The sequence below is a fragment of the Algoriphagus aquimarinus genome, from assembly GCF_900112005.1.
GTDB classification, from domain to species: domain Bacteria; phylum Bacteroidota; class Bacteroidia; order Cytophagales; family Cyclobacteriaceae; genus Algoriphagus; species Algoriphagus aquimarinus.
The window spans coordinates 341,281-354,020 of sequence record NZ_FOKK01000004.1; the positions used below are offsets into that span (position 1 = coordinate 341,281).

The window sequence follows — 12,740 nt, forward strand, 5'->3', positions numbered from 1 at the left end:
TTGAATCAATAAGCAACTCGCTGGACAACAGCAAGATAGTAGTCGGTACGGGAATCGAACCCGTGTTTTATCCGTGAAAGGGATACGTCCTAACCCCTAGACGAACCGACCATTATTACCCTTAGAAAACTTGCTTTTCTGAATGGTTGTGCAAATATAGAGGGTTAAGTTTTTAAAACCAATTTGGCTTCGAAAATTTCTTTTTATTTGAGCTAAAAAGCTGAACCAAAAGGAATAAAATTTTCTTTGGCAGGTTTGTAGCTGATTTTCCTATTTTTGACTTCGAATTTGAAAACTACCCATGGAACCAACCAAAGACATCAGAATTGCAATAAACGGTTTTGGGCGGATAGGAAGATATACCGCTAAACTTATTCTGGAAAATAAAGGATTAACCCTCGTGGCTATTAATGATTTGGCTGATCCAGTGTCAATAGCTCACCTTCTCAAGTACGATTCCATTCATGGTAAATCTGAAAGCAAAATTGGGCTTGAGGATTCGATCTTGAAAGTCAATACACACGAAATTCAACTTTATGGGCAGTCTGACCCCGAGAAACTTCCTTGGGAAAGTTTAGACATTGATTTAGTAATCGAATGTACGGGGAGATTCACAGATCGAAAAGGAGCTGAAAAACATCTAACTGCTGGCGCAAAAAAAGTTATCATTTCTGCACCTTCACTAGATCCAACTATCAAAATGGTGGTTTTGGGAGTCAATGACTCTATTTTGACAGGCGAAGAGAAGATTGTCTCCAATGCTTCCTGCACTACAAATTGCCTAGCCCCTATGGTCAAAGTTCTGGATGATAATTTCGGAGTGGTCAAAGGCTTTGCCTCAACCGTCCATTCTTATACCAATGACCAAAACCTTCATGACGCCCCTCACCGTGACCTTAGAAGAGCTAGAGCAGCCGCCTATTCAATTATCCCCACTACGACTAATGCTGGAAAAGCTTTAGATGAGATTTTGCCTGAGTTGGCAGGAAAAATCGAAGCCTCTGCGATGAGAGTACCAGTTCCAAACGGTTCCTTAACTGACATGATTGTCGAACTTAAGCTAGATGCTACCGAAGATCAGATAAACACAGCCTTCAGAGAAGCTAGTACAGGTTATTTAAAAGGACTTCTCGAAGTCGAGGACTCTCCTATCGTATCCATAGATATCATTGGAAATCCGCATTCCTGTATCATTGATTCTGCTTTAACTTCAGCAAAAGGAAAAATGATCAAACTTGTAGGTTGGTATGACAACGAAGCGGGCTACGCCAACCGTTTGGTCGACCTAGCCCGCTTGATTTCTATAAAATAAATTGTGATTAACCTTTAACCCGATTAAGAGAAAGAAGCTTAACTATAAAGTTCGGAAGGTTTTTAGTGCTTTTTCTTTTGTCTAGGTTCAAATACCATCCTAATTTCTCCATGATAGGAACCTTGAAAGTCTCTACCATTTCGATAAGCGTGCCATCAGGATCTTCTAAGTAAGAGAATCTACCGGCGGCTTTACCCATATCAAACTCATTTCCACTATCTACTGTCAATGGAATACCATCTTTTGCAAGATTGTCTTTGATTGCTCCCATTCCATTGACATCAAAGCATACGTGAATAAAGCCCAAGTCACCCCAATTTCTATTTTCGAATGCTTTATTTCTTGGTTGACTTTGTGTTTCTATCAGTTCGATCTGAGTTTGGCAAAACAATTTCCCAAAAGCTCCAGTCAATTCAGATGAACTTTGAAGGATTGCTCTTCGATATGCGGTAGCTCCTTCTCCCACCTGAACAAAGTCTTCCCAAACGCCAGTTTTATCGCACAGAATGTCAGTTTGCAGTAAGTGCTTTTGGTAAACAGGCAGTGCATCATCCACGGATGACACGCCAATTACTACACCTAATACTCCTCCTGTAAGATCTTTGTTTTTACTAAACCAAGAGCCATTTTCAATCAGCTCAAAAGTATTCCCGTAAGGATCTTTCACATAAAAATGCCAAATTCCCAATGGGTTTTTCACAGGTTCACCCAGCATAATAGCTCCTACGCTTTTTAGGTGATCGTAGGTCTTTTGGATATCATGACAGCGCATTTTTACAGCCAAAATGCCTAAGTCTTTCCAGGTAAGTTCTTGCTCAGCTACCAGAGGAACCTTCGACGTGTATTGCCAAATTTCAAATCCACCACCACCTTGCATATTCAAGGCTAGTATTGCGTGTCTGCTTTCTACTTTTCCAGAAGTATAGCGAATCATCAATTTAGCTTCAGCACTATCCTGAAAGATTGGCACATCCATCTTGAATGCTTTCCTGTACCAAGCCCAAGCCTGGTTTGCATCTTTCACTCCTATACCTATTTGCTGGATACCATTAATTGTCGCTTGATTCATTCAACTACAGTTATGCTTTTAGTTCTTTTGTTTAAAAAATTTAAATATAAACTTTTGATCCTTGATGGCTTCACTTTTAACAAAAAAAGAGAAAAAGCCGTAAGATTAGCCAGCTGCACTTTCACCCAACTGTTTTCTATATACTTGCGAGAGGAAACGGTCATTTCCTCTGGAAGGACATGAAAATCAGAATTTTGTCGGATTCTCCTCACCAGCTCAAAGTCTTCCATTATGCAGAAGGACTCATCAAAACCTCCCAAGGAGTCAAAAAATGTTTTTTTTATAAATAGGCTTTGATCACCTCCTCCTGATAAAACGCCATTGAAACGGGTAAACCAAGAGTTGAATTTCAAAAGCCTATTTTCTATATCAAATTTATAGCGAAAGCATCCCACTTGTTTCCCCTCAGCCATATTGGTCAGTATCACTTGGGCGAAATCTCTAATTGGTCTAGTATCGGCATGGACAAAGTAAAATACATTGCCTTTTGCACTTTGAGCACCTAAATTTAATTGATTAGCTCTATTACGTACCGATGAGTGTAGGACTCGAGCTCCGAAGGAATTAGCAAGGGAAATAGAATTATCTATAGAGCCGCCGTCAACTAGTATGATTTCTGAAACTAACCCACCACCATGTTTTACTAGATAGGGTATTAGTTCCTTCAAATTATCTTCCTCGTCTACACAAGGGATTATTACAGAAATCCTATTTGATTCAGTCAACTCTTCGTTTTATCGAGTAATTTTTGAGGTTGTTTTCTAGCACTACTTTTTGCAAAACCCCTCCCTCATAATAAAAAGTATTTGTATTACCATTCACATCGATTTCATACACGCCTTTCTCTAGCTCTATCACCTTAGTGAGCATACCGAAATTCTCAGAAATCAGTTCGTCACCATGTTTAGGTTCATGGAAATATAGTTTGGCGGGGGTGCTAAAAATAGCCTGCTTAATAGACTCCTCATTATGAAATTTATAGGAATTGGCATTTACGTCGTAATGATCTTTGTTCCAATTTACCGTAGTCACAAAGTTACCTCGATTAGAATCCGACTTAGTCGTAGCCTTAATCAATTGGCCATTTTGAAAATTTACGTTTTGAAGAAATTCCACATGGATTTTACCGAAGAACCAAAATTCCACTTTACTATGGAGCTGATAATCTTCAGCCTTTGGCGAAATAGTCCTATCTGCCTGCATGCTGCCAATTGTAAACCCGGCAAGCACAATGTCATAGTTATTAGTTTTGGTTTGAGCAAAGCTATTTAAGCTAGACCCAAGCACTAGCAAAAAGACAATCAAGGTCGAACTAACTGGTTTTAAGAATTTTATCAACATATATCTCTAGCAAGAAGTAATGGGGATGATTTAATATTTTTTCTCAACGAACAAATCTGAAGTAAGATGGGAGTTTCCCTTAGTTTACCCAAGAAAAGAGGAAATATTAAGGTTAAAGTTTATGCTTAAACTTATTCCAATCTTCTTCAAAATCCACATCTGAAAGTGTAGGCAGTAAATCAAACGAGATCTGATGCTTCTCCAAATAGTTCATGGTCAAAGTTGCCACTTGATCAGTACTCCAAGGAATACCCTCAAATAATCCGGGGATAAACTTACGCATACCTAGCAGGTAATATCCCCCATCATGAGCAGGTCCTATGACCACGTCGCTATCTTTTAATCTTTCAAATGCTTCTGCGATGAGTTCCGGTGATATCTCTGCACAATCCGTTCCTATTATTATCAGGCTATCAAATTTATCCTCGAAAAGACGCTGAAAAGCATTGCCCATTTTATCACCCAAACCATCCCCTGACTGTAATTCAAACCTATAGTTTTCAGGATATTTAGCTCGATCTTCTTCGAGATGATTTGAATAAAAAAGGATTTTCTCAAAAGGCGATTGGGACACTACTTTATGGGTGTAATTCACCAATAGCTGATATGCCTCAAAAGCACCTTGATCACCAATAGTAGCTGCAAGTCTGGTTTTTACCTTACCTAGCTCAGCATTTTTCTGAAAAATTAGTATTCCGAATTTCATGTTATATAGTAGTACCTCCGCAACTTGATCCAGCTCCTGCAGTGCAACCAAAGCAATGATTTTTCACTATGATCTCTCTGCCCAGTAGCGAAGCCTTATTCCAATCTTTAATATGCTGAGAATCTTTTGTGGCCACCTTTAGTTCCAACATTTGATTGAAATCACAATCATATAAATACCCATCCCATCCAACAGATATCGTGTTTCTACACATTACACCGGCAGCTGCCACAGGATTGAAACTGGCGATCAGCTTTTCCATGTACGCTTCATAATTATCACTTCTCAGCAAGTACTCAAGGAATCGACTAATCGGAAGATTGGTAATGGTGAACAAGGAATTGAAAGTAATCCCAAATTTATCAGCAAGCCGCTTTTTAAACTCCAATTCTAAACCACTTTGGGCTGCGGGCATAAAAGCACCCGATGGATTATATACTAAGTTTAAAATTAAGCCAGATCCCTCCATTCCATATCCCTGTTCGTTAAGCAACTTCAGGGCTTTGATTGATTTGTCAAAAACTCCATCTCCACGCTGAGAATCAGTTTTCGCTGATGTGAAGTACGGTAAAGAGGATGCTATTTCAATTCTATGCTTTTTGAAAAACTCTGGCAAATCATGGTACTTAGGATTAGCCAAAATAATAGTGAGGTTGCAACGCACGATAATAGTCACTTCAGGATCAATAGAGCGTATCTCTTCTACAAACCAGCGGAAATCTGGGTTCATTTCAGGTGCTCCGCCTGTCAGATCAACAGTCTTGATTTCATGATTCCTAATGACCTCAAGACATAGCTGCATGATATCTCTGGTCATAATCTCCTTACGATCTGGGCCAGCGTCCACATGGCAGTGCTGACACACCTGATTACACATTTTACCCAGATTAAGCTGGAGAATGTCCAATTGGGTTGGTTTCAGGGGAAAAAGACCAATTTCATCTAGATAAGTAGAAAAGCCATCCCCTTTTGAACCAGGTATTGGGTTTTCTAAGATGCCAATTTCTTCTTTTGCACTTGATAATCGATGATGTTGCGCTTTTAGTGATTTCATCACATGGATATTTCTTTGGCTTTATTCATCATCTGAGTAGCATGCACCAGCGATGCACCTCCTCTGATAGCAGCTGCCACATGAACGGCCTCCATCATCTGCTCCTCATCGCAACCTTTCTCCATTGTATCTGTGGTATAAGCATCTATGCAATATGGGCATTGAATCGTATGGGCTACTGCAAGGGCTATTAGGGATTTTTCCCTTGCTGTAAGTGCGCCTTCGGCAAAGACTTCTCCGTAATAATCAAAAAACTTGTCAGCAAGTGGTTTTTGAAATTCAGCGATCTTTCCGAAGTTTTTAAGATCTTCTGGATTATAGTATGTTTTCATGGGAGCTTTGGTTTTAGTCTATGTACGAAGTAAAAGTTATCGATGGACTTACAACTCCACTTATCCAAGATGAGTTTGGGTTACATATTTTTTTTACAAAGATTTTGAAAAACACGAACGGAAAGGATAGCTGAGCGTTATATTCAACGTATTGAAAAAGTAACTTTTAAACAATTAACAAGATGGCATTACGACTAGGCGACACGGCCCCAAATTTTACGGCCGACACCACAGAAGGTAAAATTGATTTTTACGAGTATTTAGGAGATGGCTGGGGAGTTCTATTCTCCCACCCAGCAGATTATACTCCGGTATGTACGACAGAACTAGGAGCTGTAGCAAAGCTTAAGAATGAATTTGCTAAGCGCAACACGAAAGTACTTGCACTCAGTGTAGATGGAGTAGAAAACCATAGAGGCTGGATCTCTGACATCAATGAGACACAAGGCACTACGGTGAATTTCCCAATAATCGGTGATGAGGACAGAAAAGTATCAGAATTGTACGATATGATCCATCCTAATTCTAGCGAAAATTTCACTGTTCGTTCTGTGTTTATTATTGGAAATGATAAGAAAGTGAAACTCATTATATCCTATCCAGCAAGCACAGGAAGGAACTTTGATGAGTTGCTCAGAGTAATAGACTCACTTCAATTGACGGCAAATTATTCAGTAGCCACTCCAGCCAACTGGAAGCAAGGTGAAGATGTAGTCGTATCTCCTGGAATCAAGACAGAGGATATTGCGGCCAAATTCCCTAAAGGGCATAAGGTGATCAAACCATACTTAAGGATGACTCCACAGCCAGATTTATAATTAGCTGACATCCAATCAAAAAAGGCTTCCACTTGGAAGCCTTTTTTATGAACTATTTTTAAAACTAGTTACGATTCAATCAATAGAAACTTTGCTTTCGCAGCTCCCCCTCTCACAGACTTAGCATGCTGATATCCTTCCGAATTATACCATGCCTCAGCTTTCTCCTTCGTCGGAAATTTCAACATTACCAAGCGCTCATGATCCCATTCTCCTTCGAGTACTTTCACAGGATTACCTCTCAGCACGAACTTACCGCCATAAGCTGAAACTGTCGCAGGAGTCAGTTCCTTGTAAGCGTTGTACTTTTCTTGATCTGTGATATCTACTTCTATTATTACAAAAGCTGGCATAAAATCTAGTTTTGGTTACAGATAAATTTACATCAAATATGAGATCAATCAAACCCAACTCCGGCTGCAAATCTCGTTTTGGCAAAGGAAACCTTTCTCTTAGAAAGCAATTCATTCAAAGTGATTTTGGAACTGAAGACAGAAACCTCTCTACTGTTGACTAAAAACAAACTACTTTCTCCTATTTCAAATTTCCTTATTTCTCCTTGTAGCAACATTTCTAATGCGGCTACATTTCGTGTATACGTATTGATCTGAGAATTTACCGCACTCCAGCCATTTAATTCATTTTCGAGCTTAGTGCGAAGCTGAAGTTCCTTCAAATCTCTGGAATTCTGCTTAAAATCAATTTTGGCTTCAGCCAAACGCATCCCACCTCTGGCTTTTCGCCACATCAGTGGAGTATAAACGGTAAGCCCCCATTTGTAATTATTCTCAAAGAAGCTTGCCTGATCAAATTGGTTAAGATTCTCAGTTAGGAAATTATACTTGAGTTTTACGACAGGGATAATCTGCTGAGCCTTGAGCCTCCTGTCTACATTGAGACTGGCTAATTCATAATCTGCCAACATTAACTCAGGATGACCCCCCACCAATACCCTCAATTCTTCCTCATTCAATATCAATGCTTGTTCAGTGTATAACTTTTCAGGAATAGTCTCCTGATTCAAAGCAATAGGATTGCCTGACTCATCCCAGAGAAAATTGTTGAGATTCTGAGTTCTAATAAACAACTCATTTTCGGCTTTCTGAAGATTGTATTCCCTATTTAACAGTTGTGAAGCTGCTTCCACCGTATCTATAGCTGGAAAATCTCCTTGCTCGTAACTGGTTTTCACTCCTTGAAATCTCATTTTTGCCAGGAGTACACCTTCCACTAAAAGAGACTTGTTTTCATATGCTAGGGACCAATTCCAATAAGCGTCAGTTGCCTGTAGATACAATTCATTCAGCATGCTTTTTCGCTCCGATTCCGTGGACTGCTGATAAATCTGTGCTTTACGTAGTCCTGCTCTTCTATCATCCAAAATCAGTCCTTGCCCCAAGTTTATAGATGCTCCTGCTGACAATAGACCTCCTGATGGCACCGAGTTTTCAGGATTTAGATATTGTCCTGAGTTCTGCTCAAATGCTCCATTAAGTTCGATTCCCGCCCATGTTGGGATAGAGATTCCAGCTTCCCGCTTATCGTAATACGTCTTTTCATCGTAGCTTTTCTTGTCCAAATTCCCATAAAGTAAGGGATCAAAACCACCTCGTGCCGTGCGAACTTCCATATCACCCATGGTAAGCATAATATCCGCCTGGGCAGAAAGTGGATGATATGCTTTCACCCATTCCAGATATGTCTCAAATGACAGGGTATCTGGTACCTGAGCCTGAAGGTTCAGACCGCTCGCTATTAATAAGAGTGTAAAGAGAGTTCTTTTCATTTCTTACTTTTTGCTATGTCTTCTTTCTGAATCCTAGTGTAGTAATCTGCAGGGAATCCATTCAGCTGACGCCAGATTTCATACCAAACAGGAACGTCATTCAGCAAGGCTATTCCATCAGCTCCAGATCCTACACGCAAAACCTCTGGCCAGGCTGCCTCTTCTGGATCCTCAGCCACTAAAACTCTGAATTGATTACTCTTGCCAGCGAATTGATCGATCGCGACAATAACGCCACCAAATGTACCATTGGATAGCTTTGGCCAACCTGAGAATACAATTGCAGGCCATCCATCAAAGATGAATCGAACCTTTTTGCCTACTTCCATCAAAGGCAGATCTACTGGTGAGATATACATCTCTACAGCCAGTTCACCATTGGACGGAACGATATTTACGATTTGATCACCTTCCTTGATAGTCTCACCCAATCCTACTTGAATTGCCTCAGCTATGTATCCATCCTGTGGAGCCAAAATATGCCTAAACCCAGTTCGTGCTTCATAGTTGGAGTATTGATTCTCAAGTTTCGAAGCAGAACCTTCCGCATCGTATTGGCTGGATTGAGCCGTGTACATGTCCGATTCGGCTTTAGCCAACTTATCTTTGAAATCATTATCTATCGCATCTAACTCCAATTGAGCAGAAACGAAGGAATTTTTACTACTCAACAAGCCATTCTCCGCGCCAATAACGCTAGCCTGTACCTCTTGAAACTTTAATCTTCTCGTTTCCAAATCGGTGAGCGATCGCAAGCCTTCTTCGTAGAGCTTTTCTGCTCTTCCGAGTTGCTTGATCCCAATTTCATAATTGACTTTAGCTTGCTCAAATCGTATACTATCAGACTGAACCTGCAATTCAGCCATTTGGAGCTTGTTTCTAGCTTGCTCCTTCCGCAGGATATTGTTTCGTTTCAGCGCAGCTATCTGACTATCCAGGGCCTTTACTTTTTCCTTGTAGGAAAGTGCGGATAGATTCTTTGCATCTACTTGAAGCTGAGTTCTTGGAAGCAGTAATGAATCAAAGTATTCATCTTTCACTTCTGTGATGCTGACTATAGTGTCTCCCTTGCTTACAAAAGCTCCTTCATTCACATACCATTTATCAATTCTTCCAGCTATTACAGAATGAATAGTCTGTGCTCTGTGCTGAGGCTGAAGCATAGTGACATAGCCCTGAGATCGTATATACTGTGTCCAAGGAAGAAAAAGCATTAAAAATAAAATGCAGCAGGACACAAAAAGGATTCTTACCCGTCTTTTCTTCTGCTCACTCGCCAAGGTCATTTTAAGACTTTCTGATTGCTCAAATGGCCTTCTATCTTTGATTTTATTTTCAGAGATGTTTAACATAGTCTTATGAGTTGAGCGTTAAAAATTTCTGATATCCTGCCTGATCTCCTTGGAAAATAAGCTCGCCATTATCCATCACGATTACCTGACTAGCTTGCTTGATCACTTCTACATCTTGAGTCACCATCGCTAGTGTCCACTTTCCACCAAACAAATAATTCTTAACTCGATCTTTTATCTCCTTATCAAGGTGTTGAAGCGAATTCTCTAGGATCATGGCCTGAGGTTCACCCACAAAAGCTCTGGCCAACATAATCGCCTGAGCCATCTTTCTTGAAAGTCCTCTACCTTCGGGCAGAAGTATGGTATTCAAATCCTCCGGTAACTGATACACAAAGTCCTTGAGTCCTACCAATTCAAGGAGAAACTCCATTTGTTTGGGCTCTATGTCTCTACCCACCAAAATATTCTCACCTATGGTTCCATGGAAGATCTGTTGCAACTCCATGCAATCCCCTATTGAACTTCTGTACTTGTCCAAGTGTATCATCTCCAAAGAGAGATCATTGATCTTTACCTTGCCCTGATAGGTTTCATATAAACCTGAAAAAAGGGCTAGAATAGCACTTTTCCCACTTCCACTTTTCCCTGTGATTACTGCTTTGGAACCAGGTTCAATAGTTAGAGTCACTCCTTTCAAAATAGGCTTACTGACATCCCTAGGCTGAAAAATGACATTTTCCATTGCCAGTTTAATTCCCTTTTGCTGATTAGTGATATCCTTTTCGGATTCATTGTGATCCTCAAGCTCCATATCCATGATCTGACCAAGTTTCTCAGAAGCCACCAGCGTATCATATACAGTTTCCAATGAGATGATCAATTTTTCCACAGCATTCACCACCATCACGATAATTACTTCTGCAGCTACAAATTGACCAATACTGATTTGTCCATTGATCAGTAGTAAACTGCCTGCAATCAAAAGACTGGTCACAATTAATACCTTAAAGCCAATCAAGACTTTATACTGAAAAACTAGTACTGAAAAGTGGTGTGTTCTAAATTCCACATAGCGTGTGAGAAGTTTGTCTACACGCAGAATTGGCAGTTTTGAATTCCCTCCAACCAGTTTAAAGGTATTTATGGTACGTCCAATCTCTTCTAACCAATATGCTGTCTCGTATTTATGCGTAGATTCTTTCATCGCAGTGGACATGCCTTTGGGACTGGTGAAATAGAATATCGTCACTAGTATAAGCACCAGAACTATCCCAAAGAGGATAAAAGTCGCATGATAAAACGACAAAAGAATCAAACCGAAAATCACCTGAATCAATGCAGTGGAGTACTCCACCAAAATCTTTGAAACCCCCTTTTGAAGATTTACAGTATCGAAAAACCGGTTGACAATCTCTGGTGCATAGGTCCCGTGAAATAGCTCAGATTTAATTTTCGGAAGTCTGTAGGCTAAAGAAAGTCCAGCCTTGGCAAATATCCTTTGCTGTAGTTTTTCTGTGATTTGCAACTGGGAGATCTGAAGAAAACCACCAAAAGCAATACCTGCAGCGACTATAATAACTAAAACCACCCAAGAAGTGGTAATCCTACCTCCTAGGACGAAATTCAAAATAGCCTGTATTCCCAGAGGTAGAGACAACGCTACCAAACCATTTAAAATGGCATAAAAGTAGATTGAATACACCTGATCCTTTTCCTCTTTCAGCAGATTGAAAAATCGCTTCATTGGAGTAATTGTCTTGGAATTATGCATTTGAGATTGCCTTTATTATGAGATCTTCGAAAAAGACGAGACGATTTTCCGAGTCTAGCGATTGTTCGGTCATATCTGGTAGATGCTTAGCATTAAATGCATGAAGTAAACTGGACTCCATGATAGTATATGCCAAGGTTTTTGGATAAGGATAAGTAGGGTTTATTTCAAATATCAAATCAGAAATTCGCTCTCCAAAACTATATACTTGAGCAAAAATTCCGTTTTTATGTTCTGTATCTACGGTTTTGGTCAGGTATCCTTTCAATGATTCATTCACTACTATGTTTCGCAAATCTGAGGGACTTATATGAACATTCTTGGTGAATACTGGTCCATTTACAATGAGTCTCATTGCAATGGATAAGCGCGCTTTGCTGCTTTCAAGATTTGCAGTAGAATAAACATAATTTACTTCCATCCACGCCCAATACCAAGCTGTAAGATAAAGTAATAACATATGTTTGTTTTCAAAGTAGCGGTAAACTGCCGCTTCAGTCACTCCCACTGTTACAGCTAGCTTCTTAAAGGTAAAATTCTCCATACCTAAATCCTGAATGAGCACAGCTCCATTCTGTACTATGGAGCTACCCAACTCTGAGCTGAAAGGTTCTTTTAGATAAAGGTTGTCATGCACCTCCATCTTCATATTATTCACTAAGTTTTCCATAAAAGAGTCTTGTAACCTCCTTTGAAACGCATAAGTCAGTGAAATGTTAACAAATCCTTCAAATAGTTAGTATTACTAACAGAAAGTAAGAAGTATATAATTCTGGCCTACACGCATATACTTCAATTAAATTTCACGTGTGTATAGATAAGCCCAAGCAATCAAAACTGGATGAATGATTAGCAATCGAAACCAACCTGTCCAAGGAGGTAGACAAATTCCATTTTCAATGCAAGAATTGAGCTGGATAAAGTAAATATGGGCTGGGATAAAAGCTAGTAACATCAATATAATGCCCCATGATGCCAATCCTCTAGTCTTTGGAAATAGCAAGGCGATTCCAAATGCTACTTCGCAAATTCCTGCCAAAATATTTATTAGCTCGTGCGCAGGAAAGTATTCTGGAATGAGGCGGAGATATCCCTCTGGGCTTATGAAATGATTTATACCAGCAAGGATGTATAATGCTGACATAAAGTAAAGCCCAACTATTTTAAGTTTTTTCATCACTTGGTCGTATGAGTCATATTTTGAAAGAGTTTCAATGCTACTTTTGAAGAACTTTAAATTCCGGTATCTTACTCAT

Annotated in this window: 14 protein-coding genes and 1 tRNA gene; 2 read left to right on the plus strand and 13 right to left on the minus strand. The window is 39.7% G+C overall.

What is annotated here, in order from left to right:
* Window positions 1-39: 39 nt before the first annotated feature.
* A tRNA-Glu gene (locus tag BM291_RS07360) sits at window positions 40-111 on the minus strand.
* Between the two features lie 190 nt (window positions 112-301).
* On the opposite strand from BM291_RS07360, the gene gap reads away from it, so the two are divergent.
* Entirely contained in the window at window positions 302-1,312 is a 1,011-nt protein-coding gene (gap, locus tag BM291_RS07365) for a type I glyceraldehyde-3-phosphate dehydrogenase (protein WP_092895836.1), read from the plus strand.
* A gap of 7 nt (window positions 1,313-1,319) precedes the next feature.
* On the opposite strand, the gene BM291_RS07370 is transcribed toward gap, so the two are convergent.
* From BM291_RS07370 to BM291_RS07395, 6 genes are all read right to left on the minus strand, one after another.
* Window positions 1,320-2,381 (minus strand): VOC family protein, encoded by a 1,062-nt coding sequence (locus tag BM291_RS07370; protein WP_092895838.1) that lies wholly within the window; start codon window positions 2,379-2,381, stop codon window positions 1,320-1,322.
* A complete protein-coding gene (locus BM291_RS07375) occupies window positions 2,378-3,106 on the minus strand; it encodes a TIGR04283 family arsenosugar biosynthesis glycosyltransferase (protein WP_092895840.1) in 729 nt (242 codons plus the stop codon). The genes BM291_RS07370 and BM291_RS07375 overlap by 4 nt, the downstream gene beginning before the upstream one ends.
* Complete coding sequence (locus BM291_RS07380) at window positions 3,099-3,686, minus strand: DUF6134 family protein (protein WP_139229059.1); 588 nt, start codon at window positions 3,684-3,686, stop codon at window positions 3,099-3,101. The genes BM291_RS07375 and BM291_RS07380 overlap by 8 nt, the downstream gene beginning before the upstream one ends.
* Before the next feature lie 148 nt (window positions 3,687-3,834).
* On the minus strand, window positions 3,835-4,428 hold the full coding sequence (locus tag BM291_RS07385; RefSeq protein ID WP_092895844.1) for a TIGR04282 family arsenosugar biosynthesis glycosyltransferase: 594 nt from the start codon (window positions 4,426-4,428) through the stop codon (window positions 3,835-3,837).
* Between the two features lies 1 nt (window position 4,429).
* The gene (gene arsS / locus BM291_RS07390) at window positions 4,430-5,482 is read right to left on the minus strand and encodes an arsenosugar biosynthesis radical SAM (seleno)protein ArsS (RefSeq protein WP_092895846.1); all 1,053 of its coding nucleotides are present in this window, start codon (window positions 5,480-5,482) and stop codon (window positions 4,430-4,432) included.
* Window positions 5,482-5,814 (minus strand): arsenosugar biosynthesis-associated peroxidase-like protein, encoded by a 333-nt coding sequence (locus tag BM291_RS07395; protein ID WP_092895848.1) that lies wholly within the window; start codon window positions 5,812-5,814, stop codon window positions 5,482-5,484. Before BM291_RS07395 ends, arsS begins: the two co-directional genes overlap by 1 nt.
* Window positions 5,815-5,996: 182 nt before the next feature.
* On the opposite strand from BM291_RS07395, the gene BM291_RS07400 reads away from it, so the two are divergent.
* A complete protein-coding gene (locus BM291_RS07400; protein ID WP_092895850.1) occupies window positions 5,997-6,632 on the plus strand; it encodes a peroxiredoxin in 636 nt (211 codons plus the stop codon).
* 68 nt (window positions 6,633-6,700) lie between these two features.
* Here BM291_RS07400 and BM291_RS07405 read toward each other — a convergent pair whose 3' ends face one another.
* From BM291_RS07405 to BM291_RS07430, 6 genes are all read right to left on the minus strand, one after another.
* Window positions 6,701-6,985 carry a DUF1330 domain-containing protein gene (locus tag BM291_RS07405; protein ID WP_092895852.1) on the minus strand — a complete coding sequence of 95 codons (285 nt, stop codon included), beginning with the start codon at window positions 6,983-6,985 and terminating at the stop codon, window positions 6,701-6,703.
* A gap of 44 nt (window positions 6,986-7,029) precedes the next feature.
* Window positions 7,030-8,418: a TolC family protein gene (locus BM291_RS07410; protein ID WP_092895854.1), complete on the minus strand. Its 1,389-nt coding sequence runs from the start codon at window positions 8,416-8,418 to the stop codon at window positions 7,030-7,032.
* Window positions 8,415-9,770, minus strand: a complete 1,356-nt coding sequence (locus BM291_RS07415) for an HlyD family secretion protein (RefSeq protein WP_092895856.1) — start codon at window positions 9,768-9,770, stop codon at window positions 8,415-8,417. The genes BM291_RS07410 and BM291_RS07415 overlap by 4 nt, the downstream gene beginning before the upstream one ends.
* A 4-nt stretch (window positions 9,771-9,774) precedes the next feature.
* Entirely contained in the window at window positions 9,775-11,457 is a 1,683-nt protein-coding gene (locus BM291_RS07420; RefSeq protein ID WP_092895970.1) for a peptidase domain-containing ABC transporter, read from the minus strand.
* Between the two features lie 19 nt (window positions 11,458-11,476).
* Window positions 11,477-12,154 (minus strand): TetR/AcrR family transcriptional regulator, encoded by a 678-nt coding sequence (locus BM291_RS07425; RefSeq protein WP_092895857.1) that lies wholly within the window; start codon window positions 12,152-12,154, stop codon window positions 11,477-11,479.
* Window positions 12,155-12,280: 126 nt separating this feature from the next.
* The gene (locus tag BM291_RS07430) at window positions 12,281-12,661 is read right to left on the minus strand and encodes a DoxX family protein (RefSeq protein ID WP_092895858.1); all 381 of its coding nucleotides are present in this window, start codon (window positions 12,659-12,661) and stop codon (window positions 12,281-12,283) included.
* Window positions 12,662-12,740 lie beyond the last annotated feature (79 nt).

Excerpts from the sequence above, each read along its gene's own strand:
- gap (WP_092895836.1), top strand. The coding sequence starts at position 302 with ATGGAACCAACCAAAGACATCAGAATTGCAATAAACGGTTTTGGGCGG.
- BM291_RS07405 (WP_092895852.1), bottom strand. The coding sequence starts at position 6,985 with ATGCCAGCTTTTGTAATAATAGAAGTAGATATCACAGATCAAGAAAAG.
- arsS (WP_092895846.1), bottom strand. The coding sequence starts at position 5,482 with ATGAAATCACTAAAAGCGCAACATCATCGATTATCAAGTGCAAAAGAA.
- BM291_RS07385 (WP_092895844.1), bottom strand. The coding sequence starts at position 4,428 with ATGAAATTCGGAATACTAATTTTTCAGAAAAATGCTGAGCTAGGTAAG.
- BM291_RS07395 (WP_092895848.1), bottom strand. The coding sequence starts at position 5,814 with ATGAAAACATACTATAATCCAGAAGATCTTAAAAACTTCGGAAAGATC.
- BM291_RS07415 (WP_092895856.1), bottom strand. The coding sequence starts at position 9,770 with ATGTTAAACATCTCTGAAAATAAAATCAAAGATAGAAGGCCATTTGAG.
- BM291_RS07425 (WP_092895857.1), bottom strand. The coding sequence starts at position 12,154 with ATGGAAAACTTAGTGAATAATATGAAGATGGAGGTGCATGACAACCTT.
- BM291_RS07420 (WP_092895970.1), bottom strand. The coding sequence starts at position 11,457 with ATGAAGCGATTTTTCAATCTGCTGAAAGAGGAAAAGGATCAGGTGTAT.
- BM291_RS07410 (WP_092895854.1), bottom strand. The coding sequence starts at position 8,418 with ATGAAAAGAACTCTCTTTACACTCTTATTAATAGCGAGCGGTCTGAAC.
- BM291_RS07370 (WP_092895838.1), bottom strand. The coding sequence starts at position 2,381 with ATGAATCAAGCGACAATTAATGGTATCCAGCAAATAGGTATAGGAGTG.
- BM291_RS07430 (WP_092895858.1), bottom strand. The coding sequence starts at position 12,661 with ATGAAAAAACTTAAAATAGTTGGGCTTTACTTTATGTCAGCATTATAC.
- BM291_RS07400 (WP_092895850.1), top strand. The coding sequence starts at position 5,997 with ATGGCATTACGACTAGGCGACACGGCCCCAAATTTTACGGCCGACACC.